The organism is Dyadobacter sp. UC 10, assembly GCF_008369915.1.
In the GTDB taxonomy this organism is placed as follows: domain Bacteria; phylum Bacteroidota; class Bacteroidia; order Cytophagales; family Spirosomataceae; genus Dyadobacter.
Genome location: NZ_VSRN01000001.1, coordinates 5713304 through 5735239, shown reverse-complemented (window position 1 = coordinate 5735239; position 21936 = coordinate 5713304). Strand labels below are relative to the sequence as shown.

Here is a 21936-nt window from a genome sequence, read left to right as displayed (position 1 = left end):
GGTTTCAGCAGGGCGACCAGTATTGCATTTTTGACAACTTACCATGCTCGAAAGTGAACATGATGCCGTCATCATTTTTTTCTGACCTGAGCAAAATGGTATTTCCGTTCAAATTATTTTCGAAGAGATTTTCTACGTTTTGTCCAAAAATGTTTACAAACTGTGCCTTTGTCGTAAAACCGTTCAAAAGCTCTTTTCGGTACATCAGCGTCACTTTTCCGGTCGCATCGAACCGTACATTTTCGAGCATGAAATCCTCTTTGTCGCTTCCGATGAAATTAAAATTTTTATAACTGAACTGGTAGTAAGGTCCGTTGGGCTGTTCTTCTGAATAGAACCCGCATTCATAGCTCGTCGGGATTTTCCGGCCTTCCCCGAATTTCCGAATGATCGCTTCTTTTTTAGCAGGGAAAGAAAGTCCGTAAAAGGTAATATCAGCGATATCGAATTCTGATCTGAACGTGTGACCGGAGGTAACGAGCAGCAGGAGCAACATGGAAAAGAAAAAACCGGTTTTCTTCATTTCAGGCAATGGTTATTGTAAGTCAATCCGTGTTTCTCAAATATAGAGGCTAGCGGTTACACACACAACTTCAAAGCGAACCTTCCAGTATTATCCTTTTAAAAGGGTAGAAAACGGGGGCCTTGGGAAATCTGTCCCGGAGTTTCTTCTGGTATTCATTAGTAAATTCCGTAGCCAGTTCACCTTGCAGTCTTTCAAGATAAGGCAATAGCGCAGTTCCTGATACCCAGTCGAATAGTGCAGTTGCATCCTGCAACACGAGCGGGTATATTTTTTCAAAAACCGTCATGGTGCGGCACCTGCTTTCGAAAAGCAGCTGCGCATATTCGTCAATGTCCAAGACCGGAGAAGTTCTGGTCCAGCCATTCAAAGCCGACCGGAAAGGTTCTTCCAAAGCCAGCTCATGGAGCATTTGATTCGAGATATTATGATGCTGGGCAGGCATTTGAATGAGCAATTGTCCTCCGCTCCTGACTTTCGAAACGATATTAGGGATCAGTTCACGATGGTTCTCTGCCCATTGAACAGCTGCATTGGAAAACACGAGGTCCCACTGCTGGGGTATTCCCAGTTGTTCTTCGATAGACCTTTGGGCAAAATTGAGGTGGGTCCTTTTAAATGCGTCCGATTCGGCCAGCATTTCCGGGGAAGTATCGATCCCGAATACGCGACTATCGGGTAATTTGTCGGCCAGCTTCCTGGTCAACTCCCCTGTCCCGCATCCGAGATCGATCACATGAAGGCCTGGTTTAACCTTAACTAAATCCATCAAATCATAAAAAGGAGCAAATCGCTCCGACTTGAATTTATTGTAAGTTTCTGGACTCCAAGCCATTCAATGTTACTGTTTTTTCTTTTTCTCAACTTGTTTATCAACGATCGCCCCAGTACCGACGCCTACTCCGGCACCGATCAGACTGCCTACGATCGCACCTTCCGCCCGGTTCTTATTGATAATAGCCCCGGTTACTGCACCTGTACCCGCGCCTACCACAGCTCCTTTTGCTTTATGGTTCCATTTCGATTTCTTCTGAGCGGGTGCTGCTTCGGACGCATATACTGTTGTAGTCTGCTTTTCTTCGCGGGCCATTTCTTTTTCCCGCTGTGCCATAACGGTATTCATTGAATCCACGATCGCCTTTTTTTCCATAGCGACCTTCATCGAATCGATTGTGGCCTGCTGCGCTTTCAATTGCGCTTCCTGTTTCTTCGAACTGTTGTCACAGGCGGTAAAAACACAGGCCGCGAGTAACATTGAAACTGGTAATTTCATTTTTTTAATGGATGGTTCTGTCATTAAACAGCTAAAACTATGCCATCGGGTACGGCCATTTCCGACGTCCCGGAATTACCGGATCAGCAACCCGTGTGATTAAACCCGTCTCATCGGTCAGAGCTGCCAAATAGTGCTGCGAATTGAAAGCGAATTTGGTATAATGTAAGTGTAAAATTTTGTATTTTAGAGCACCTGAAATTTCCATAACCATATTGACTCTTAGATTTTTAGCTATGAGAAAATTTTCCCTGACCATCAGCCTGGCTCTTTTACTGTTTTCCTGTAAAAAAGACAATGTAGATCCGACCATTCCCGAAGGCGCTCTGACGCAAATAACAGCCGGCGACAAGGTGCACGAAACATTTGAATATGCCGACGGTATGCTTGCAAAAGAAAACAGGTTTTCCTCCTGCGAAACGCCCTATGCGATCGTTTCCTACAACTACCAGGCGGGCCGGTTAAAATCTGTTGAATCTTCCGCCAGAGGGGTATACTCTTCTTACTCAGGCGCCATGTGCGACCCGAACGGCACTTTTGAAAGTTATATGAGCCTGGTGGAATACGACAGCGAAGGCCGCGTCGGCAAGGTAATACGCGACCGCTCGACAACCGAATTTCAATATAACGGACTGGAAGTGATTGAAAAAATTTCTTATGATCAGGGCAGCGGCGTCCGGATCCATACATTGAAATTTGATGAAAGGGGAAATCTGATAGAAGTCAGAACACCCGACCCGATCTATGGTGGCGTGCAGCGCTATGAGTATGACGATAAAGTAAATCCGCTATACGAACGCAATATGGCCAGCGGCTCGGGTTACGCATTTCGCGGGCCAAACAACCCGATCAGATCTTTTGACGCGGCCGGCAACCTGCTGTGGGAACGGAAGATTCATTATAATGATAAAAATCTTCCCGAAGTGTGTGAGGAAAGCAATGGGGTATCTTATCGGTATCACTATCGGTGATCTGAGAAGACGTATAATAATATCTATGGTAAATCTTGGGCTCGACATTAGCCGGCAAATAACTGATTTCCGCCATTGAACATTTGTATTTAGAATTTGTGATCGACTTTCTGATTTTGGAAGATGTAACGCGGAATGTGTTTCAGCGCGGATTTCCACTCTTAATCAAAATCAAAATGTTCGAAAAAATCACAGGTCTGGTCAAAAATTACAATGAGAAAGCCATTCAGGCGGGCGAGCCTTATGCGACCATGGGGCTGATCAGTATTGAAAAAAAGTCTTCCCCCGAAGAAATAAGTCAGTTGGAAAGAGCGGCCGGGATACGGCTTCCTGAGGCATTGAAACTTCTGTATACTGGCTTCGGCGCCCTTCAATGCGACAGCATGAATGAAAATAACAGCATCCATGTGTTTTCCCCAGCCTCCCTGCTGGCGAAATTGGAAGATGAAGATGATTGGTCCCGCACGCCGAGTCTGGGACTGATAGATATGATCAAACTAAGCTGGGGGAATGACCGCTATGAGTTTGAAGAAGAGCTGAATAACAAGATCCGGGAGGCGGTCAACACGAATTATTTTTGCTTTGGATGGTATTACACCGACGACAACCAGGAATCGGCCCATTACCTTTATTTCGACCGCGAAGAAAAATTCGGGTATGTATTTTATCATCAGGACGAATTTTCGGAACTCGTCAGTGACTTTTTAAAACCGATGTCTGCCGGGAGTATTGCAACGCAAACCCTGGAAGAATTACTCTGTGAATCACTCCAACGCATTACGAATCTGGAATCGGCGGATGATTGATGCAATTGCCAAATCTGAGAGACTTGCACCTCAATTTGTTACCAACCGTTCCAGCAGCAGTTTGATATTGCCGGTCACCAGCCTCGCGTCATCGTTCTGAACGAAATGGCCGCTGTTTGACAGATAGACCAGCGAACCGCCTTTGGAAGAGGAATAAATAAATTTTTTCCAGCGCTCGATGTTAACGTTCGTGCGGACTTCGAAGAATCTTTTGTGGTCATATACCTTACTTTGCTGTGCAACAGGTACCTCAAACTTCCCTCCGATAAAAAACAAAATGGGCACCTGAGGAACGGGTAGCGAGTTGATTTCTGCAAAATCGGTCCATCTCAGCTGCGCCAGTACATGTCTTTCGCTCCACGGCCCATACCGCGCCGAATCGGGTTTCGAAGTCACGTTGTATCTTTGTGGGGAAACCTGATCGAGCTTGTTTTCCGGCACGCCTATTGTTTTGAAAATCTGGTTCCAGTCTTCTTTTGTCTCGGTGAAATCCGCAGGGTCTACAAATACCATCGCTGCGACCTCCGACGGATAATGTCCGGCAAACGCACGCACATAAACGCCGCCCATCGAATGTCCGACCAGCACGTAAGGCGGGGCAATATGAAGTTGTTTTAAAAGTGCATGCAGCCGGCCGGCTATGTGCTTCGGGGTCGGGAGCTCGTATATTTTTTCAGAGTTTCCTTCGCCCTGCCGATCGTAAGCAAGTACCGCCGCAGTTTTCGAAAGTTCATCTATAACCGTCCGCCAGCTGCCCAAACCAACGCCCATGCCATTTTCAAAAACGAGCACAGGTTGGCCGGGTTTACGGTTTTTGAGGTTTTTGACAAGTACATTTACCTGATGTCCTCCAACCTTCACCAATTTTTCCTGGGCGGAACAAATGTAAAACTGGCAGCAAAAGATGATCGAAAATGCGAGACTGTTACGTAAGTTCATGACTTCAATTTCTGGTAATGACTATCGCAAACCCTATTTCCCTTAGCCCAGCGGTTACTCCTCAGCCGAATTTCCAATCTTCACTTTCCCGTCTGCTTCATAGGTCGAGATCACTAAACCTGTGGACGCGGCGATATGTTTCGTCAGCTTGAAATTGCCTGGCAACGCGGTTTCCCGGAAGAGCTTTTTGCCTTTACCTAAAACTACCGGGTACGTCCAGAGATTCATCTGATCGATCAGCCCTTTTTCAAACAAGGACTGTGCGAAATCAGAACTGCCCCAGATGTGCAGATCGGGACCTTCGCTGGCCTTTAAGGCTTTCACCTGCTCGATGGTATCCCCATTTAACAGTACAGTTCCTTCCCAGCTGCTGTCTTTCAGTGTTTGGGTGGCCACGTATTTTTTGACACTATTGAATTTATCCGCAATCGGACCGGACTGAAATGGCCAGTAAGGTTCCCAAATCTGAAAGGTAACCCTGCCCAGCAAGAGATCATAAGGTTGATTGATGGCGTCGATGATCGTCTGCCCGGACAAATCGTCCGAATACTTCGCAGACCAGCCGCCCAGTTCAAAGCCTCCTGTTCTGTCTTCCTCGGGGCCCCCTGGTCCCTGGATTACGCCGTCGAGGCTGATGTGCTCGTTGATGATGATTCGTCTCATGGTTTTAGCTTAATAAGGTTTGAAGGATTCCTGTGACTATCTACGCTTTGGTCGGTGCTTCAAGCTCAAATGAGCCCAGCGGGATTTCGCCATTTCGCAGATATGACGTGTAGATAATCCCTGTTGAGGAGACAATATGTTTGACCAATTTCAAATTAGCCGGAATAGTGCCTTCGCCGAATAAGCGTTTCCCTTTGCCGATCACGAGTGGGTAAATACAGATATTCATCTGATCGATCAGATCATGTTTGAGCAAACTTTGAATCAGGCCACTGCTACCATGTACCTGTAAATCAATACCATCCCCGGCTTTCAGCGCTTTGATCTGTTCAATCGTATCGCCATTTAAAAGCACGGTATTGGCCCAGCTTCCCTCATTCAGAGTTCTGGTAGCCACATATTTGTTGGCTTTATTAAACTGATCAGCCGTCGGTTCGCCTTTTACACGCGGCCAATGTGCTGCAAAAATACCATAGGTAACCCGGCCCAGCAGCAGGTCGTAAGGCTCCTGCATCGCGTCCGACATCGCCTTGCCCAGCACTTCATCCCACTGCGTCACCGACCAGCCGCCGTATTCGAAACCGCTGGTTTTGTCTTCATCAGGCCCGCCCGGCGCCTGCATAACACCGTCCAAAGTCAGGAATGTATTCGTGATGATCCGTCTCATACTATTGTGTGTTAAAGGTTTGTGAAAATTGATTATGCAAATCTAGGCGTGATTTCACAAACGCTCAGGCGGCAAAAACGACATTGGCAAGGGTGTATTGCGACAATTGCACTTCGGGATAATCTATTTCCTCAACGCCTCCAACTTCTCCCTTGTCTCCGCATTATTTTCAAGCGACAGTGCCTTCTCAAACTGTGCAATCGCGGCAGCTTTGTCCTTTTTTGCTAAAAAATAATCCCCGTAAGAATCATACACATTCCAGCTTTGGGGATAGTTGACAGTATTCTGCTTGAAAAATGCTTCCGCTGCGACGAGGTGCTTGCGCTGCAAAGCCTGGTAACCCATTGAATTGATCATTTCTTCGGGCGGCATGATGGTGTAACCCATCTGCCTGGAGACGTTTGCAAAGTGTTTCTTTATTTTTTCAGGAAGCGCCGTGCTGTTGGTTTCAAAATCTGATTCTGTCAGTTTTAGCCGGTAAAATCCGAAGATAAAGCGTAGACCATCAAATTCCGTGATCAGCGGCGCGGAGCTGTGGGTATCGTCGGCGTAAAATTTGCTGGCGTAACGCAAACCAGATATCTGATTGGTGCTGCACAGCCACCGTTTTTTTAACGGTTTTTAAAAAATTGGAATGATCGTACCACATACTGGGATCGATGCAGATGTATGAATTGAAAAGCTTGGGGCGCGTGATCAATGCATTCATGACAACTAACCCACCAAATGAATGCCCGATCAGCATTTTGTAGGGCGCCGTCGGATATAAGGAATCCATGTGCGGCACCAGCTCTTTTTCGATAAATGAAAGAAATGCGCCGCCTCCGCCCGTCCTCCGCGAATAAATACTGTCCATCATGGGCAGGTCGTCTTTGATATGCGTCGGCGTCATATCGCGCGTGCGATCCGTATTTCGTATCGAAACCACGATCATCTCCGGTACGATCGTATTGCCATTGACCGAACTCAATTGCTGGATCATCCCGGTCACGGAAGCAAAATGCGCATCGCCATCCAGGACATAGGCCACGGGATAACGCTTTTTGGAATACAAACCATCGCCCCCACCCGGCACATGCACCAATACCTTGCGATTTTCACCTAAAATTTTGGATTGAATGCTATCGACCTTGCCGATGACGATTTGATTTTTGTCCTGGGCAGTGACAAGAAGGCTTTTTGCGAATAGCAACAGTACGAGTAAATGTATTCTCATTTGAAATTCAATGGATATATATCGGATTCTTATAAAAGTCGGTCACTTCACTTTTTTACCAGGCTAATATACTGATAACAAATACAATCAACGCCGCCATATTCAAAATCGGTGAAACAGCGGATAACTTTGAGTAGAACTTACAATCAGCCCTGTTTTCGTCAAAACCTAACCGCCCTATTGATGGAAAACAATTTAGAACAAGCTACTCCTCAAATTAACTCAGAAGCAGAAGAATTGATCAGTCCAACCAAATTCATTGTGTTGTCGATCGCATCTTTCGGAATATACCCAATCTGGTGGAGTTACAAAGCCTGGCGATTTTTCAGAGAGACGGAAGACGCAGATGTGATACCCGCCGCGAGAGCGATTTTCAACTGGATATTTCTGTCAAGTTTGCTCATCCGCATTAAGTATTTTGCAGGACGCAGCGGCATCGAAGCTACATTCAATCCCGGCGTATTACACTTCGTTTATTTTATACTGATTTTTACCGGTAGGCTCAGCGAACCCTATTTTTTAATATCCGTATTAAACTTTCTGGTTTTTCTCGAACCAGTCACAGCATTCAATTCTGCGGCAATCAATTCACCGGAGATAGCCACAAGGCAAACTTCCTCTTTCAACACCCGCCAATGGGTAATTATCGTTGTAGGCTCAATTTGGTGGTTCCTGATCATCATCGGCCTCTTATTTGGAGAAGAGGCGGTAGCGTAAGGCAGAATTACAAATGACAGCCAATGACGAACCGACCGACCGGAATCAGTGACAACCCCGAACCACCTAGAACCTCAGCTCCATTTGAATATTAGCCCGCTCATAAGGTGTCGACCGACCAGTGACTTTCTTAAAACCAAGCTTGTGATACAAACTAATCGCAGGTTTTAAGATCGTATTACTTTCCAGATAAAGCCCCTTTGCGCCCAGCAATCGGGCTTTTTCAATGGCGGCATTGCTCAGCTTCCAACCAATATTCATCCCCTGTGCGCGCGGCGAAACCGCCATTTTGGCTAGTTCAAAATCATAATCCGGATCGTCCATTTTGATCAATGCGCACACACCCACAGGTTCGCCTTTATACAATGCGACGAGAATGTATCCGCCACGATCTAGTATATACGCTTGGGGGTGGTCGAGCGATTTGTAGTCGGCTTCTTCCATTTTGAAATAGGTCGATATCCATTCCACATTCAGGTTGCGGAAAGCGGATTGATATTGCGGTTCGTAGGTAACAATTTCAACGGCGCTGCTTTCACGCAGTTTTCGCTGCTCCCTCACCCGCTGGAAAAGTGACTTTTGTTCCAGTAAAAACTCCCATTCCTCAATCGCCTTCCATAAATCGTAATTCGCCTGCGCCGACAGCTCTTCCACGGCATTATTCACATCTTCATACTGATGCTGGATCTTGTCAATAATCTCCTTCCCCGCCGCCGAAAGCTGCACCACATTCCGTCGGCCGTCCGCCGAATCCTTCCCCTCGATCACCAATCCTTTTGCCGCCATCTCGCGGATGATCCTGCTCACCGAGGGCTGCGAATGCCCGATCTCGGTTGCAATCTCCGTAATCGTCACATCATCCCGCTCCGAAAGCACATAGAATACGGGAAACCACTTCGGCTGCATATCGATGTTGTAGAGGTTGTAAATGGAAGATGCATCGTCTGTAAATTTAGCTGTCAACATTCTCAGGCGACTCCCCAGCGCCATTTTGCCAGTTCTTTTGAAGATATTCATCATTAAAATAACTAATTACATAACTGATTATGCAAATGTAAAAAAGTTTGACAAATCTTTGTTTTATGAGTGATAAAAAATGAAAATGTGTTTTCGTAAGGCCGCTCAAATACCAGACTTTTACACATAGTCAATTATAACATTCGCTACTCATTTAATATTTATTTGTGCAAATTTGATGATAGTGCTGACAGTTGCGGCTTACGCTCGGCAAACTGCCTATTTCGCACAAAAGCCGTACAAACGCCGCAACCGATCCTGCTGCTCAATCATTAAATTTGTTCAAAACAAACAGGCCATGAGCAAACTACCGATTTCAGAACAAATACGGACCCTGCGCAAAAGCAAGGGGCTTTCGCAGGAAGTATTGGCAGAAAATGCCGGGATTAATCTGCGCACGTTGCAGCGCATTGAAACAGGAAATGTGGAACCCAGAGGCGAAACGCTACGGATGCTGGCGCAGGCGCTGGAAGTGTCGATCGAAGCGTTGACTTCCACTGGCGTCGACAATACGATTGCGATTGATGAAGATCCCGGATTTCTGAAACTGATGAACCTGTCCGCACTGACCCTCTGGTTTATTCCACTGGGAAATGTCTTTATCCCACTGGCACTTTGGATTTATAGAAAAGACCGGATCCAGGGTGTGAGGGAACTAGGGAAACGCATTCTCAATTTCCAGATCACCTGGACACTGATTACATACGGATTAGCTTATCTCAGCATGTTTTCAAGCTTCACGGGCGATTTCCTCCTTGGTCCGTTCGCGCTGCTGCCTTTGATGCTATTATTATTTGTGGGAAATACGATTTTCATCATTCTTACGCACAGGAAAATCGTTCGGGGTGATCAAAATGTATATCCGATAAGTCTGAAACTGATTAGCTAGCAGACAAAAAGGCGATCAATTCCGAGCCACCCCGAACCCCTGAACTTTTTCCCCCTAATAAAAAAACTGCCCGGAAATAATCTTCCGCCTGAATGGTGCTGATAAACTCCCCAACCAGCGCCACCAGTGTGAAAAAAGACAAAAAAACCACCCCGATCCACCCCGAACTATAAATAACTATTGTCTCTGAACTTGTTGAAGCTGTGGAGAAAGAGTTGCCTTATTGTGGGATTGGGTATGCGTATTAAGTTATTTGTGTTGCTTCGTAAATGGATTTTATGGCTAGCTCCGCCATTCGGTTCTTGATACTTTTTATCAAGAAAAAGTATCAACCGCCGGAGGCACGCGCCTCCAATATCTACAAAGCTCGATAAAAGCCAAAACAAAGAATTAAGAAACCATTTCTTTACGAGAAGACCGCCGCTTCCGAACCGGCGCTGGTTCGGGCTCCTCTACCGGCTTCAAACTAATCTCCAATTTCCCCTCCAACAACCTCACAGTAACTTCATCCCCACAGGCAAACCCGGCATCAAGCAGCCACTTCCCGCAAAGCCTGATCTCGGGCATCCTCACATACTGATACCACCCCCGCGGCACGTATTTGCTGTAAACGGTTAGATGCCTTTCTGAGGGGTTGGAAGATTTTTTTTCGTGTGTCATGGTTCAAAATTTAGAATACAATAGTACCATAAATAGTAATATTTACAAACTAAATATACACAATATTATAATTTTCATACGTAGAAAGTGCTTTTAAACTTGTGTATTTTTTATATTTTATTTACACGAAATAGCTATAAATCAGCATCTCGTGGCAAAAATGCGCCTTAATAGGATAAAACTTGTTCTCGTAGAAAAAGAGAAATCTGGCAAAGACTTAGCCAAATATTTGGGCAAAACCGAAACTACTGTCTCGCGTTGGAGCCGAAACGAAATCCAGCCTACTTTGCAGATGCTATATAAGATTTCTGTTTTTTTGAAGGTTGATATTCGAGAACTTTTAGTTAGTACAAAGGAGTAAATATCACCTCACGATCCTGCTTTTACCGTTAAATAATCCGCAAAAACTAAACTAGTAACTCCTTCCCGAATTCAACTTTCAGTAGCAAAACCCTCAATCAGCTACTGAATGCCAAAAATCACAGACGAAAACTATCAGATTAAAACTGTCCATGCTACTGAGTGGCACGACGTCTTTTCAAGCGGGACGACGGAACCAATGTTGATCTGGGCAATGGACGCCGAAAGCGGAGAGCGCGACAGTTATGTAATTAAACCATTCGGTCATCCGAGAATTTATCCACAAGCTGTCATGAAAGAATGCCTTGGTGCGTGGATTGCTCTGGAACTTCGACTGAATGCATTTGAACCAGTATACATTGATGTAAGTACCGATTTCGTGGAAACGCTTCGCGGAAATCAATACTATAAAAGATTTATTGAGAGTGTCGGCGTCAATTTTGGAACCCGGTATGTTCCTGGAACCACTCAAATCGTTGGTAAAAACTGCCTTACAAACATTCAATCATCACAGGCAGAAAAGGTTACCTCCTTTGATTTGTTTATTTCAAATGGTGACCGCAGAAAAGAAAAACCAAATCTTGTGTTGGTCCAGAATGATCTATTTGTCTTCGACCATGAACTGGCATTTGACTTTCTGATGATGTTATCGTTCACTCGAAACCCAAGACCCTGGGAGCTCGGAGATTGGGAACTGAAAATGCTCAGAAACCATTTTCTCTATCCAAAAATTCAGGGAACACAAGTTGATGTCACTGATTTTATAGAACGATTCACTCAGTTGGATGACAAATTTTGGGCGAAGGCTTCCGAGCAACTGCCAGCGAACTGGCGTTCAGACGACCTGACAACAATCAAAAACCATCTTGCGTTGATCGTTGAGAATAGAACTATCTTTGCACAACAACTGGCACAGGCAATTTTGGCATGAAAAAGTATCAATATCAAATCATCCAATATCTTCACGATCGTGTCACCGGCGAGTTCATCAACGTTGGCGTGATTGTCTACGCGCCTGAGCATAAGTTTCTCGGTTGTAAAGTCATCTCCAAATATGGAAGGATCACGTCATTCTTTCCCGGCTCGAACGGAAAAGGAATTTTAAAATCTCTGCGCCACTTCGAAAAGGAAATCGCAAGAGCAAAACAGCAATTCTCAGAACTCTTCCCAGTGTCGGACGACTTAGCAGAAATCACAAGAGAAATCCTCCCCAACGACGACAGCTCGCTTACATTAACCGAGGTAAAAAAGGGTATTGACCTGGACTTCAATAAATCACTGGCAGACCTTTACAGATTGCTAGTTACCAAATGGCAAAGTGAAACTGACGAATCCGCAACATCTGACGCGGATGTTTGGAACAAAAAGTACAAAAAGTATTTTGATCAATACGAAATTACTTCAAGATTTACAGAGTTTGAAGTAGAGACTAAACATGACCACTTTCAATTTGATAAAGCCTGGAAAAATGAAATTTGGCATTGCTACGTACCACTTTCTTTTGACTTACAAAAAGAAGAAAATGTCAAGAGTAAAGTTTATAAGTGGTTTGGAAAATTGAATGAGCTAGCTACATCAGAAGAAAAAATAGATATTACATTATTAACATCTATTCCAAGGAAACATCAAAACCTAGATTCCTTCATTTACGATAAATTATTAGCACCGTCTGATAAATTGCTAATTAATATAGTTTCCGAAGCGGACGCAGAAGCTCTTGTACAACAAATATCAAACGATTTACAAAAGCATGACTTAAATTAGTATTCTCCACTGTACGTTCCTGTCAGCACACATTGCTAATTATCAATTAAGAGAGAAGGCCAAAAAGCTGGATTTATAACATATATGACGTTTTCCTTATGCTTAAATGCCACTCCTTTTAGAATATTCATATTATAGTTAAAGTTATAAATATACTTGACATCGTGTTTTCCAGTCTTTATTCCTAAGAAACCATACCACAAAAGCAAATTTATAACTTTATCAATCATGGAACTCCCAGGCAATTCTCTTTCAACAATCTCGGTCAAAACCGGTAAACTCAGTTCTGACGGTGCTTCAATAAAACTATATAGAATACTTTCAGCCTCCGGAAATACATCTCTGATTTCGTAATTAATATCAATCAACAAATCAGAAGAATATGACTCAAATCCTTTCTCGATATCTTCCGCTTCAATTTTTTTATGATTAAAATTTACAGCAAAAGATCTGCACTGATTAATAAAGTTGATTAAAAAACGAGGGCGCATTAAAGATCTCTCTATCAAAAATTGAGATGTTTCTTCTCCATTATAGTGACTAACACAAACTGTTCTCCAAACATCCTCGAACCTTCCGTTTTCCACTTCTCCGCTAGAAGATATCCGCAGCCTTATCACTTCTCTAAGAAGGTGTTTGGGAATTGCAAGGAATGGAGATCGTACCATCTTTGCAGTGACGAAACATTAAAGCATTGATTAAACAGTTTACTAGACTGACCGATCTCCAATGGGCGGCAATATCACCATTTTTGAATCTAAAAAGAAAGAGAAAACTGAATTTGAGGGAGGTGATGGATGCACTTCTCTACATACTTCGTACAGGCTGCCAATGGCGAAATTTGCCTTCCTGTTTTCCTCATTGGCAAGCAGTATATTGGTATTTCAGCCAGTGGAAAAAGCAAAATGTAATTGAGCAAATAAATCGGGCAGTTAACCAGATGGACCGGATAAATGCTCATAGGGATAAAAATCCGTCGATTCTTTGTATTGACAGCCAGAGCGTTAAGTTGTCCCCTATGATTTGTGAATTACGTGGCACGGATGCCAATAAAAAAGTAAACGGACGTAAAAGGCAGGTGCTAGTTGACAGCGAAGGTCGGATCTGGTTTGCACATATTCATGCCGCAAATCAGGGCGACGGTCCCGCATCCCTTGCTTTCATGGCTGACCTTATCTGCCAAGATGAACGTCTAATAAAGATTTACGGAGACCAAGCATATAACGGCGTTTTCGCGGATGAAATCAGGAAAAATGGTATCGATTTTGAGAAAGCTTCAAAGCCAGAATCTGCAAGTGGATTTATACCAGTCGCTAAAAGATGGGTCGTCGAAAGGACATTCGCATGGACTAATTTCTTTCGTAGAATCGTGAAAGATTATGAATATACCGTATCATCTTCTGTTTCTTGGCTCTTTCTGGCCAATATTCAGTTGATGTTACAACGAATAAAGCCGATTAGTAAAACTTAATTCCCAAACACCCTCTAAGCATATCTGGATCTGTCCAATCCAGAACTTCCTTCGCTTCTTTTTGCCTATCTGCCGTTCCGTCCATCAACAACTCGTAGACATCATTTCTAAGAAAGACGACGGGGTACATGTCGATTTCTTCTCTTCCAAATTGTCGCTGGATATTTCTTAGAGCGTCAATCAAGGTTCTTATAATTACAATATCTTCCGTTTGGAGTCCAGAGGACGGCCAACCTTTATCTATGTTGTCTAAAAGTAGCCAGACCTTCTCCTTCTTTTTAAGGTAATTGATCAAGGATGATCGCAAAAGTCTTATATCAGATTTGTAGATAAGATCGGTTATCTGAGGTGCTGATAAACGTGTGTCTGCGCTATCTCCATACTTCTTAGTATATGATTCTGTAACATTATTTATTAGCCTTGACATTCGTTCAGAAAAGTCGCCTTCGGTAAGATAGCCCTCTGCCTTATAAACCTCTTCAAGATTTTTATATAGGTCAAAAATTGCATTATTGTTTAGATGGCGCGCCTTATCATTTTCTAGAATTTTGTGACATATCTCTAATAAAATAATATACTCCCAAAAGGCACTAATCGTGTGATGAAACGTTCCGGCTTGAAGATAGCTGAGAACCAACTCTTTGAATTTAATCAACTTGTAACCCTCCGGTTTCAGATCAAGCACTACGTTGTTACCCTTGCTTCGCTCTCTATCACGAATCTGTAAAAAAATAGCGGTCTTACCTGAGCCTTTTCTACCAACAACTAATTGAACATCACCCCTTAACGTTTTTAAGTAAGCATCGGTTTTCAAATAATACGATTGTAAAAATCTCATTTCATTTTCAGCTGCCGAAGCTCCGATGTCAATCTGTTGCAAGAAAGTGGGAGCTTTCGGATTTTTAATTTCTACATCCTCTTGGAAGGCCTCGGCGATTTTTCCCGCAAAATCTGCGATATGATTGTCAATTTCCGCTGCGGTGAAGTATATACTTACAAAATCTCGATAGTCTATTGGCACAGGATCAGGCCCGTATTGTAAAATGCAGGTGGCTATATCTTTACCGTGCGCTAACCCCGCAATAAATGCTGCCCTTATGTTATTGATCAATGATCCCTGCTCATCTTGCGGAAGTAAGGATACAAGTACACCGAGGGACTGTTGAACCTGATTTATTGCATCGTAAGCAGATAGCCGAGGAGATTCATTTGGGTCAAAACTCCGGTAAATGTATCTTGCTTTCTTAATTCTTGTCGTAATTCGGATAGCAAAATCAGTCTTGAATTTTTGCTCCAAGATATATACCGGCGCCTTTTTATTAATAGCAATAGTATCGCCAATTAAAATATTTTTAGGTGGGGAAGAAAGTATATCAAATAGCTCATCAGAATTGGTATACTCTTCATATCCAATAGTATCAAAGATACCTACCTCACGAATACTGACCTCGGAATCTACCAACGACGCATTTCTAACCAACAATATAGGTTTCTCTTTTGCAATAGCATATCCAATCTCATAAGTTACATTAAAGTTCAATCTTGATATGTCAGCTACAAATATGTCTTCTTTATCAATAGCATCTTGTATGTTATTAATTATAAATGAGCCAGCAATGTTCAATGCCCGCCAGGTTGTTACTCTTTCCTTTATGAGATTAACCTTATTGACTGCAGCTTCAATCGTTGTACCAATTTTATCTGGATGACCGGGATAAGCAAAAAACATGATTGTTGAGACTAGGAGTATATCGAATGGTTTAGTTCATATTTTGTTCGTGACCTGTAACGATAATCACAAGCCACAAACTAAAATGAGCAAAACGAAAAAAATTATTCAATCTCTTCGTTTTTTATACTATTCAGGAAAACTATCAAGCCACTCTCGAAGCAAAGTAACTTGTGTTTTGGCTATCGGTTTTATACCGGCAAGGCGTTGCTGTATTCTTTTGTATTCATCATCCCAAGTATCGGGATCCGCAGGATTAATGTTGTTCGCTCTCGCATATTGCCAAGCGGTCAAAGCTTCACTTAATTCTTTCATTTTGTAACTATTTAAATAAAATGTAAGATACAAAAAATATTACAATGTGCTCAACTGATAATAAACGCTCCATAAGAGTCTCGTACGAAAAAACAAAATTGCACTATTCCACTAAACACCTTCAACATCAGAAGAACTTTCACCTGTGCCGCGATTTCGCTAAACTATTGACATACAATCATCGTTTATCTGTGTGAGTGCCTTTTATGGCGCATTCATTTTTTGAATATCTCCGTTCATTTTATAACTTTTTAAATAAGCCAGATGAACTGGTATTGAGCGCCGGATCGCCGGCCGGAGACACAAACACAGAAATAACATGATACAATTACAGAATCCCCTCAGAAAGAACAAGAAAGCGCAAAGAGACGAATTTTCGACAAACCGTTACTCGGTACTATATACGCTGAAAGGCCAGTATCAGCACGTGGGCTGCTCATCGGAGGAAGAGGCGCAGTATGTGCTGGGCACCCAAATGAAAGATGGCAACCGCGTACCAATCGGTATCTATGATTCCAAAACCGATACCTTCGAATTTGAAATGATCGGTCAGTATTTCCATAGCCAGGATCCCGAGAGCGACCAGCAAAAACGTTTGCAAGAGGTTCTGACCGTTTCGCGGGCATTGAGACGGAGAGATGCAAGCTGGAAGCCAGGTGTGCTGGAAAGGGTTAGTTTTTTTGCGTGACGCTTGGCCGGTAGCGTGGTGCATGTTTGCTTCGACCGCCCGGCGGCCCGGTGCGTTCATCAGGACAACTTCGGTACAGCAAGCCTAGTTCTTCATGCTTTGTCACCCTGGGCGGAGTCGAAGGGCAAGCGACCACGCTACATCATGCGCTCTTGGTAGCGCGCTTCGACCGCCCGGCGGCCTGGTGCACTCAGCATTATAAGTCTTTCAGGTTAGCTCCCATCCTTTTGTCACTATTTCCTTCCTTCCTCCTTCCTCCATTCTCCCTTCCTCCATTCTCCCTTCCTCCATCCTCCCTCAACCCACCTTCTCAAACTCAAAATTCCCCTTCACGTACCTATTCAAAAAAGTGCCCTTGGAAAACGAGGCTTTCATGGCCTGGTATACTTCCAAAGGCACTTTTTTGTAGTCATAAACCATCCCCGACACGTAGATTACGCGTAACGTTTCAGTGTCCCCGTCATAAATGAATTTTGAAACTACTGAGGATGGCATCGCGCGGTATTAGTTAAATTCGTCTAATCTTGCCCGCAGGTCATCGACTGGTTTCGATGAAACATTCGAGCTTTTGAATGTGGTATTAGCGTCGGCCCAGTTGTCGTAAAAATCGTTATTGGCCTTATTGTCAATTGCCAGCGCAGCTCCATTCAACGTAATCCCCGCAAATAATCCTTTGCTTCTTGAATAGGAATAGACTTCTGCTTCGAGTTTGTAGTCGGTTTGTGCGGAAGAACTTCGTCCCATGGGCCCTGCCGCGACAGACAGATCTCCGCCAAGCGTGAAGCTACCTTTTCCGATTTCCATCAGCGTTTTGCTGCTTTTGAAAACCAGCACCAGATCAACCGCCTGCACGCCGATCTGCGGGCCGATGCTACCGCCGGTGATCGTGATAAAAACCGGGTCGCTCCATTCCCCATTCTCTTTTTTGACCATTGCGAGTCCCCGCCCGTACTTACCGCCGAGCATTAAGCCGGCATTGATCATTTTTGGAATGATGATCACCCCTTTTGAAATGTTAAGGAGCTGTGCGGGGATATTTTCCTGCATTTCATTAAAATCATTCAATACCGTCGTGGCCGCTTTGATTTTCTCCTCCTCTTTGGTCTGTGCCTGCACGGCGGACGAATACAAACAAATCAGTAGCATTACTCCTAAAAAATTTCCTTTCAACTTCGCGATCAACATGGTTTCAGTAATTAGTGGATTTGAGTAAACAACCGTAAAGTATCGTGCCGGAAACGGATTTTTTACCGGTTTTGTGGCAGATGCGAGAGCCCGTTTTGCGATACTTTGTCAGTTTTCGAGGAGATTAACGTATAGCATTTGAAAGTATGATATATTGGTACGATTTTGTTGATCAATTAAAACAGAAACACGATTTTCAATTATTCCAAGCAATTATTATGGATGCCAAAACAATCAGCCTCAACGAACAGGAAGTGAAACCTGTTGTAGATTTATTGAACGACTATTTAGCTAACTATCACATTCACTACCAAAAACTGAGGGGCTGCCACTGGAATGTCAAAGGCCAGAACTTTTTCACCCTTCATGTCAAATTCGAAGAGCTCTATACCAATGCCCAACTCACGATCGATGAAATCGCAGAAAGAGTGCTGACACTCGGAAAGCCGCCGCACAGCCGTTTTGCGGACTACATCAGTGAATCAAAGATCAAGGAAATTGATACCATCGGGATGAAAGATCTCGATATGGTGGATGCGATCCTGGAAGATATGGCGACGCTGATCGGGCTGGAACGCGAGCTGCTGGAAGCTACTTCGCAGGCCAGCGACGATGGTTCCAATGATATGGTCAACCGTTTTATGCAGTTTAAAGAAAAGAATACCTGGATGCTGCGTTCCTTCGCAAACAAAAAATAACCGCAACAGCTTAATTTTTATCAAAACCATCCTTCAACCGGGTGGTTTTTTTGTTTGCAAATGGTTTAATTGTACCTGTCTTAAACATACCGGGAAGCATGCGCCCAATACCAGAATTCCGGATTGCCAGTTTCAGTTTGATCGGTGCGATCAAATTTGCGCGCGACCCGCTCCATTTTCTTAAACAGGGCTTTGATACCTGCGGGGATACTTTCAAAATCAGGCTGTTCCGTGAATTTGTGATCAGTCGCGAGCCAGGTTTTTTCAGGCATGTATTACAGCAGCATAGCAAAAATTTCAAGAAGGGCAGCTCATCCAAAATGTTGCAGCCAGTACTTGGAAATGGGCTTGTGACCAGCGAGGGCGACTTCTGGCTGCGTCAGCGCCGGCTTGTACAACCCGCGTTCCATCGGGAGCGTTTGCAGGAATTGTTCCTGACGATGGGCGGGCTTACCCGGGGTTTCCTGGACGAAATGGAGCAATATCGGGGCAAAGCCGCGATTGATATTGACGCTAAAATGATGAGCATTACCTCGGATATCGCCCTCAAAACATTGTTCGGCAATATGACCAATGAGGATAAGGCGCAGATATTCAAACAGGTAACGCGTACGCAAAAATACCTCGTTACCCGCGTGCGCCGACCTTACAGGCTGCCTTTAATGGCGATCAATGGGGAAGACAGGCAATTCAGAACCGACCTTAAATACTTCAATAAGCTCATTTTTGATTTTATCGAGCACCGCCGCCTCTCCGGGGAAGCGCCAAATGACCTGCTGCAACTGCTGCTGGATAGTATTGATGAAGAAACCGGAGCCCGGATGAATGACCTTCAGATCAGGGACGAGGCGATTACCATGTTTGCTGCCGGACATGAAACTTCGGCAACTGCATTGAGCTGGCTGCTGTGGGAACTGGCCCGACAGCCGGAAATGGTTGCGCGGATACGGCAGGAAAGTAAGCAATTTGAGACCGTGCCCACATTTGAGCAACTTATGCGCATGCCTTACACCAGGCAGGTTGTGGAAGAAGGATTGCGGTTATATCCGCCTGCCTGGACGATGACACGGGAGGCAATTGTTGACAATGATATCGAAGGTTACCATATCCCCAAAGGTACTTCTGTCTTCATGTCCGTTTTTGAGTTGCACCGTAACCCGCAGCTGTGGGAGAATCCGCTGGTTTTTAATCCGGATCATTTTAGTGCTGAAAATGTGAAGAACCGGGCCAAATTCAACTATCTCCCTTTCGGCGCGGGCCCCAGGATATGCATAGGGCTGCAATTTGCGATGATGGAAATGCAGCTGATCCTTTCCGCCTTGCTCAAAAGGTTCACATTCGAAAACGACCCTGCCCACGAAATTGGAATGCACCCGCAGATCGTGCTGAAATCGACCAACGGTATCAAATTATTTGTAAAATAACCTATGCACAACAACATTATTTTTTATATCTCCCTGATCGTCATTATCTTATTCCTGGTAATGCTCGCCCAGCGGATCAAGGTTTCCTACCCTATTGTGCTGGTACTTGGTGGTCTTTTATTAGGCTTCATACCAGGAATACCTACAATAGAGATTGACCCTGAACTGATTTTTCTGATCTTCCTGCCCCCGCTGCTTTTTGAGGCAGCCTGGCAAACCTCCTGGAAGGATTTCTGGAAGTGGCGGCGGATAATTGGTTCCTTCGCTTTTGGTATCGTCATTTTAACTTCCTGTGTGATTGCGTTCGTTTCCAACGCTTTAATTCCAGGGTTTACGCTTGCACTGGGCTTTTTGCTGGGCGGTATCATCTCACCTCCCGACGCGGTGGCGGCCACTTCAATCCTTAAGGATTTAAAAGTTTCTAAGCGACTTATCACTATTGCGGAAGGTGAAAGCCTGCTGAACGACGCTTCCAGTTTAATTGTGTTCCGCTTTGCGCTTACCGCCGTCATATCCGGGACTTTCATTTTATCGGATGCTGTTTCTAACTTTTTCCTGGTGATCGTGATGGGATTTGCGATCGGGATGGGTGTCGCGCTGATCTTTTACGCGATCCACCGCTGGCTGCCTACAACGCCCAGCATGGATACCATTCTTACTTTCGTGGCACCTTACACGATGTACATTGCCGCAGAAGAATTCCATTATTCAGGGGTGATCGCAGTGGTTACAGGCGGGCTTTTTCTTTCCGAACGCAGCCATAGCATATTAAGCCATCTCAGCCGGATCCAGGGTTTCAACGTGTGGGCAACTGTCGGCTTCGTTTTAAATGGGCTGGTATTCATGCTGATCGGACTGGAACTTCCGGTGATCGTCAACCAGCTTGGAAATATTTCCCTCTTTGCCGCGATTGGCTACGGGCTGATCATTTCCCTGGTCGTAATCCTGACCCGCATTGCCAGTACGCTCGGGGCGTCACTGTTTACTGTTTTTATCAGCAAGTTTATCAAAACGGCCGATAGCCGGCCAGGCTGGCGTGCCCCGCTTGCTTTCGGATGGACAGGAATGCGCGGGGTGGTTTCCCTGGCCGCCGCGCTTTCCATTCCATTAGTGATTCACGGTGGCCAGCCGTTTCCGCAGCGTAACCTTATTCTTTTTATCACATTCGTCGTAATCCTCGTCACACTGGTTTTTCAGGGTTTGACCCTGCCGTTTGTGATTAAATGGTTAAATATTGAGGAAATGGATTATGCGGTGCCTTCACAGGAGCAGGATGTGATGATCAGGAGGAAATTGGCCGAGGAATCTCTAAATATAATTAATGAACAATATGCAGACGAGATTCCGAGGAACGAGCTGCTGCAAAGTCTTAAATATAAGCTTGAAAGCGATATCGGCTTTTTAAACCACGTAAAAGAAAGCGATACAACAGACACCGGTCACGACTATATCACGAAATATCAATCCATTACCAAAGAGCTTCTCGAACGTAAGAGAACGCTTTTACATCAATTCAATAAACAAGAAATGTTCGAAGAAGAGGTAATCCGTCAGCACCTTGCACAGCTCGATCTGGAAGAGGAGAAAGTGAGGCAACAGTTTCTTCATATGGAATAGCAACCTTCCATTTAAAATCAAACCGTGTTCATAAACCGGATAAACCGCCATTGCTTTCCTGAATTTTTGTCAAATACAATGATCCGGCCACCTCAGGCTAATTCTCAAAGCCAGCCTGATTAATTATAGCGGGCTTTCTACTCAAATTCATAATCGTTTCGGGTGCTCACGCAAATGTGTGGGTATACCCTGCCGTTGTATCTATCCGAAATCCTTTGAGATTAAACATAGCACTTTTCTGAAATAAGCAAAGAACGTAAACCGACAAATAAAGGAAACGGGCGAATGGGACACTGAATGTCAAACCTTTGACGCTACACTGCTATTTTGATCTACACGAAAAT

General features: G+C 44.3%; 27 protein-coding genes. 12 read left to right on the top strand and 15 right to left on the bottom strand.

Annotated features, from left to right (window positions below; genetic code table 11):
* Nucleotides 1-4: 4 nt before the first annotated feature.
* From FXO21_RS23760 to FXO21_RS23750, 3 genes are all read right to left on the bottom strand, one after another.
* Nucleotides 5-523, bottom strand: a complete 519-nt coding sequence (locus FXO21_RS23760) for a hypothetical protein (protein ID WP_149642411.1) — start codon at nt 521-523, stop codon at nt 5-7.
* A 70-nt stretch (nt 524-593) separates the two neighbouring features.
* Nucleotides 594-1358 carry a methyltransferase domain-containing protein gene (locus tag FXO21_RS23755; RefSeq protein ID WP_149642410.1) on the bottom strand — a complete coding sequence of 255 codons (765 nt, stop codon included), beginning with the start codon at nt 1356-1358 and terminating at the stop codon, nt 594-596.
* Nucleotides 1359-1364: 6 nt separating this feature from the next.
* The gene (locus FXO21_RS23750; RefSeq protein WP_149642409.1) at nt 1365-1796 is read right to left on the bottom strand and encodes a glycine zipper family protein; all 432 of its coding nucleotides are present in this window, start codon (nt 1794-1796) and stop codon (nt 1365-1367) included.
* Nucleotides 1797-2032: 236 nt separating this feature from the next.
* On the opposite strand from FXO21_RS23750, the gene FXO21_RS23745 reads away from it, so the two are divergent.
* Together FXO21_RS23745 and FXO21_RS23740 are read left to right on the top strand one after the other, a co-directional pair.
* Entirely contained in the window at nt 2033-2767 is a 735-nt protein-coding gene (locus tag FXO21_RS23745) for a hypothetical protein (RefSeq protein WP_149642408.1), read from the top strand.
* A gap of 176 nt (nt 2768-2943) precedes the next feature.
* Nucleotides 2944-3573, top strand: a complete 630-nt coding sequence (locus FXO21_RS23740) for an SMI1/KNR4 family protein (RefSeq protein WP_149642407.1) — start codon at nt 2944-2946, stop codon at nt 3571-3573.
* A gap of 30 nt (nt 3574-3603) precedes the next feature.
* On the opposite strand, the gene FXO21_RS23735 is transcribed toward FXO21_RS23740, so the two are convergent.
* The 5 genes from FXO21_RS23735 to FXO21_RS23715 form a co-directional block, all read right to left on the bottom strand.
* A complete protein-coding gene (locus FXO21_RS23735) occupies nt 3604-4512 on the bottom strand; it encodes an alpha/beta fold hydrolase (RefSeq protein WP_149642406.1) in 909 nt (302 codons plus the stop codon).
* A gap of 54 nt (nt 4513-4566) precedes the next feature.
* Nucleotides 4567-5175, bottom strand: a complete 609-nt coding sequence (locus FXO21_RS23730; RefSeq protein ID WP_149642405.1) for a dihydrofolate reductase family protein — start codon at nt 5173-5175, stop codon at nt 4567-4569.
* Between the two features lie 40 nt (nt 5176-5215).
* Complete coding sequence (locus FXO21_RS23725; RefSeq protein ID WP_149642404.1) at nt 5216-5842, bottom strand: dihydrofolate reductase family protein; 627 nt, start codon at nt 5840-5842, stop codon at nt 5216-5218.
* 123 nt (nt 5843-5965) lie between these two features.
* Complete coding sequence (locus tag FXO21_RS23720) at nt 5966-6415, bottom strand: hypothetical protein (RefSeq protein WP_149642403.1); 450 nt, start codon at nt 6413-6415, stop codon at nt 5966-5968.
* A complete protein-coding gene (locus FXO21_RS23715) occupies nt 6348-7058 on the bottom strand; it encodes an alpha/beta hydrolase (protein WP_149642402.1) in 711 nt (236 codons plus the stop codon). Before FXO21_RS23715 ends, FXO21_RS23720 begins: the two co-directional genes overlap by 68 nt.
* A gap of 183 nt (nt 7059-7241) precedes the next feature.
* Between FXO21_RS23715 and FXO21_RS23710 the strand changes: the two genes are divergently transcribed.
* Nucleotides 7242-7775, top strand: a complete 534-nt coding sequence (locus FXO21_RS23710) for a hypothetical protein (RefSeq protein ID WP_149642401.1) — start codon at nt 7242-7244, stop codon at nt 7773-7775.
* Between the two features lie 66 nt (nt 7776-7841).
* Here FXO21_RS23710 and FXO21_RS23705 read toward each other — a convergent pair whose 3' ends face one another.
* Nucleotides 7842-8795 (bottom strand): bifunctional helix-turn-helix transcriptional regulator/GNAT family N-acetyltransferase, encoded by a 954-nt coding sequence (locus FXO21_RS23705; RefSeq protein WP_225865835.1) that lies wholly within the window; start codon nt 8793-8795, stop codon nt 7842-7844.
* Between the two features lie 295 nt (nt 8796-9090).
* Between FXO21_RS23705 and FXO21_RS23700 the strand changes: the two genes are divergently transcribed.
* Nucleotides 9091-9681, top strand: a complete 591-nt coding sequence (locus FXO21_RS23700; RefSeq protein WP_192579312.1) for a helix-turn-helix domain-containing protein — start codon at nt 9091-9093, stop codon at nt 9679-9681.
* A gap of 390 nt (nt 9682-10071) precedes the next feature.
* On the opposite strand, the gene FXO21_RS23695 is transcribed toward FXO21_RS23700, so the two are convergent.
* Nucleotides 10072-10341 (bottom strand): SymE family type I addiction module toxin, encoded by a 270-nt coding sequence (locus tag FXO21_RS23695; RefSeq protein ID WP_149642399.1) that lies wholly within the window; start codon nt 10339-10341, stop codon nt 10072-10074.
* 160 nt (nt 10342-10501) lie between these two features.
* Here FXO21_RS23695 and FXO21_RS23690 point away from each other — a divergent pair, with 160 nt between their 5' ends.
* The 3 genes from FXO21_RS23690 (at nt 10502) to FXO21_RS23680 (ending at nt 12465) form a co-directional block, all read left to right on the top strand.
* Nucleotides 10502-10702 (top strand): helix-turn-helix transcriptional regulator, encoded by a 201-nt coding sequence (locus FXO21_RS23690; RefSeq protein WP_149643618.1) that lies wholly within the window; start codon nt 10502-10504, stop codon nt 10700-10702.
* A 108-nt stretch (nt 10703-10810) separates the two neighbouring features.
* The gene (locus tag FXO21_RS23685; protein WP_149642398.1) at nt 10811-11632 is read left to right on the top strand and encodes a HipA family kinase; all 822 of its coding nucleotides are present in this window, start codon (nt 10811-10813) and stop codon (nt 11630-11632) included.
* On the top strand, nt 11629-12465 hold the full coding sequence (locus tag FXO21_RS23680) for a DUF3037 domain-containing protein (protein ID WP_149642397.1): 837 nt from the start codon (nt 11629-11631) through the stop codon (nt 12463-12465). The genes FXO21_RS23685 and FXO21_RS23680 overlap by 4 nt, the downstream gene beginning before the upstream one ends.
* A gap of 35 nt (nt 12466-12500) precedes the next feature.
* Here the strand turns inward: FXO21_RS23680 and FXO21_RS23675 are convergent, their stop codons facing one another.
* Nucleotides 12501-13133, bottom strand: a complete 633-nt coding sequence (locus FXO21_RS23675; RefSeq protein ID WP_409014785.1) for a P-loop ATPase, Sll1717 family — start codon at nt 13131-13133, stop codon at nt 12501-12503.
* Between the two features lie 26 nt (nt 13134-13159).
* Here FXO21_RS23675 and FXO21_RS23670 point away from each other — a divergent pair, with 26 nt between their 5' ends.
* The gene (locus tag FXO21_RS23670) at nt 13160-13936 is read left to right on the top strand and encodes an IS5 family transposase (protein ID WP_149638781.1); all 777 of its coding nucleotides are present in this window, start codon (nt 13160-13162) and stop codon (nt 13934-13936) included.
* Here the strand turns inward: FXO21_RS23670 and FXO21_RS23665 are convergent.
* A complete protein-coding gene (locus FXO21_RS23665; protein ID WP_149642395.1) occupies nt 13923-15665 on the bottom strand; it encodes a P-loop ATPase, Sll1717 family in 1743 nt (580 codons plus the stop codon). The two genes, FXO21_RS23670 and FXO21_RS23665, sit on opposite strands and share 14 nt — an antisense overlap.
* A 129-nt stretch (nt 15666-15794) precedes the next feature.
* On the bottom strand, nt 15795-15980 hold the full coding sequence (locus tag FXO21_RS23660) for a hypothetical protein (protein WP_149642394.1): 186 nt from the start codon (nt 15978-15980) through the stop codon (nt 15795-15797).
* A gap of 319 nt (nt 15981-16299) precedes the next feature.
* Here FXO21_RS23660 and FXO21_RS23655 point away from each other — a divergent pair, with 319 nt between their 5' ends.
* Nucleotides 16300-16668, top strand: coding sequence for a hypothetical protein (locus FXO21_RS23655; RefSeq protein WP_149642393.1), 369 nt, complete (start codon nt 16300-16302; stop codon nt 16666-16668).
* A 297-nt stretch (nt 16669-16965) separates the two neighbouring features.
* On the opposite strand, the gene FXO21_RS23650 is transcribed toward FXO21_RS23655, so the two are convergent.
* Nucleotides 16966-17163 (bottom strand): KTSC domain-containing protein, encoded by a 198-nt coding sequence (locus tag FXO21_RS23650; RefSeq protein ID WP_149642392.1) that lies wholly within the window; start codon nt 17161-17163, stop codon nt 16966-16968.
* 9 nt (nt 17164-17172) lie between these two features.
* On the bottom strand, nt 17173-17853 hold the full coding sequence (locus FXO21_RS23645) for a lipid-binding SYLF domain-containing protein (protein WP_149642391.1): 681 nt from the start codon (nt 17851-17853) through the stop codon (nt 17173-17175).
* 218 nt (nt 17854-18071) lie between these two features.
* Between FXO21_RS23645 and FXO21_RS23640 the strand changes: the two genes are divergently transcribed.
* The 3 genes from FXO21_RS23640 to FXO21_RS23630 all read left to right on the top strand — a co-directional run bounded on the left by FXO21_RS23640 (nt 18072) and on the right by FXO21_RS23630 (nt 21592).
* A complete protein-coding gene (locus FXO21_RS23640; RefSeq protein WP_149642390.1) occupies nt 18072-18551 on the top strand; it encodes a Dps family protein in 480 nt (159 codons plus the stop codon).
* Between the two features lie 98 nt (nt 18552-18649).
* Nucleotides 18650-19975 carry a cytochrome P450 gene (locus FXO21_RS23635; RefSeq protein WP_149642389.1) on the top strand — a complete coding sequence of 442 codons (1326 nt, stop codon included), beginning with the start codon at nt 18650-18652 and terminating at the stop codon, nt 19973-19975.
* Between the two features lie 3 nt (nt 19976-19978).
* Entirely contained in the window at nt 19979-21592 is a 1614-nt protein-coding gene (locus FXO21_RS23630) for a Na+/H+ antiporter (RefSeq protein WP_149642388.1), read from the top strand.
* The last annotated feature ends 344 nt before the right edge of the window (nt 21593-21936 follow it).

Coding starts and splice junctions, on each gene's coding strand:
- FXO21_RS23725 (WP_149642404.1), bottom strand. CDS start 5,842: ATGAGACGGATCATCACGAATACATTCCTGACTTTGGACGGTGTTATG.
- FXO21_RS23690 (WP_149643618.1), top strand. CDS start 10,502: ATGCGCCTTAATAGGATAAAACTTGTTCTCGTAGAAAAAGAGAAATCT.
- FXO21_RS23655 (WP_149642393.1), top strand. CDS start 16,300: ATGATACAATTACAGAATCCCCTCAGAAAGAACAAGAAAGCGCAAAGA.
- FXO21_RS23685 (WP_149642398.1), top strand. CDS start 10,811: ATGCCAAAAATCACAGACGAAAACTATCAGATTAAAACTGTCCATGCT.
- FXO21_RS23640 (WP_149642390.1), top strand. CDS start 18,072: ATGGATGCCAAAACAATCAGCCTCAACGAACAGGAAGTGAAACCTGTT.
- FXO21_RS23740 (WP_149642407.1), top strand. CDS start 2,944: ATGTTCGAAAAAATCACAGGTCTGGTCAAAAATTACAATGAGAAAGCC.
- FXO21_RS23665 (WP_149642395.1), bottom strand. CDS start 15,665: ATGTTTTTTGCTTATCCCGGTCATCCAGATAAAATTGGTACAACGATT.
- FXO21_RS23675 (WP_409014785.1), bottom strand. CDS start 13,133: ATGGTACGATCTCCATTCCTTGCAATTCCCAAACACCTTCTTAGAGAA.
- FXO21_RS23650 (WP_149642392.1), bottom strand. CDS start 17,163: ATGCCATCCTCAGTAGTTTCAAAATTCATTTATGACGGGGACACTGAA.
- FXO21_RS23630 (WP_149642388.1), top strand. CDS start 19,979: ATGCACAACAACATTATTTTTTATATCTCCCTGATCGTCATTATCTTA.
- FXO21_RS23745 (WP_149642408.1), top strand. CDS start 2,033: ATGAGAAAATTTTCCCTGACCATCAGCCTGGCTCTTTTACTGTTTTCC.
- FXO21_RS23730 (WP_149642405.1), bottom strand. CDS start 5,175: ATGAGACGAATCATCATCAACGAGCACATCAGCCTCGACGGCGTAATC.
- FXO21_RS23735 (WP_149642406.1), bottom strand. CDS start 4,512: ATGAACTTACGTAACAGTCTCGCATTTTCGATCATCTTTTGCTGCCAG.
- FXO21_RS23660 (WP_149642394.1), bottom strand. CDS start 15,980: ATGAAAGAATTAAGTGAAGCTTTGACCGCTTGGCAATATGCGAGAGCG.
- FXO21_RS23680 (WP_149642397.1), top strand. CDS start 11,629: ATGAAAAAGTATCAATATCAAATCATCCAATATCTTCACGATCGTGTC.
- FXO21_RS23710 (WP_149642401.1), top strand. CDS start 7,242: ATGGAAAACAATTTAGAACAAGCTACTCCTCAAATTAACTCAGAAGCA.
- FXO21_RS23755 (WP_149642410.1), bottom strand. CDS start 1,358: ATGGCTTGGAGTCCAGAAACTTACAATAAATTCAAGTCGGAGCGATTT.
- FXO21_RS23705 (WP_225865835.1), bottom strand. CDS start 8,795: ATGATGAATATCTTCAAAAGAACTGGCAAAATGGCGCTGGGGAGTCGC.
- FXO21_RS23715 (WP_149642402.1), bottom strand. CDS start 7,058: ATGAGAATACATTTACTCGTACTGTTGCTATTCGCAAAAAGCCTTCTT.
- FXO21_RS23645 (WP_149642391.1), bottom strand. CDS start 17,853: ATGTTGATCGCGAAGTTGAAAGGAAATTTTTTAGGAGTAATGCTACTG.
- FXO21_RS23635 (WP_149642389.1), top strand. CDS start 18,650: ATGCGCCCAATACCAGAATTCCGGATTGCCAGTTTCAGTTTGATCGGT.
- FXO21_RS23750 (WP_149642409.1), bottom strand. CDS start 1,796: ATGAAATTACCAGTTTCAATGTTACTCGCGGCCTGTGTTTTTACCGCC.
- FXO21_RS23700 (WP_192579312.1), top strand. CDS start 9,091: ATGAGCAAACTACCGATTTCAGAACAAATACGGACCCTGCGCAAAAGC.
- FXO21_RS23760 (WP_149642411.1), bottom strand. CDS start 523: ATGAAGAAAACCGGTTTTTTCTTTTCCATGTTGCTCCTGCTGCTCGTT.
- FXO21_RS23695 (WP_149642399.1), bottom strand. CDS start 10,341: ATGACACACGAAAAAAAATCTTCCAACCCCTCAGAAAGGCATCTAACC.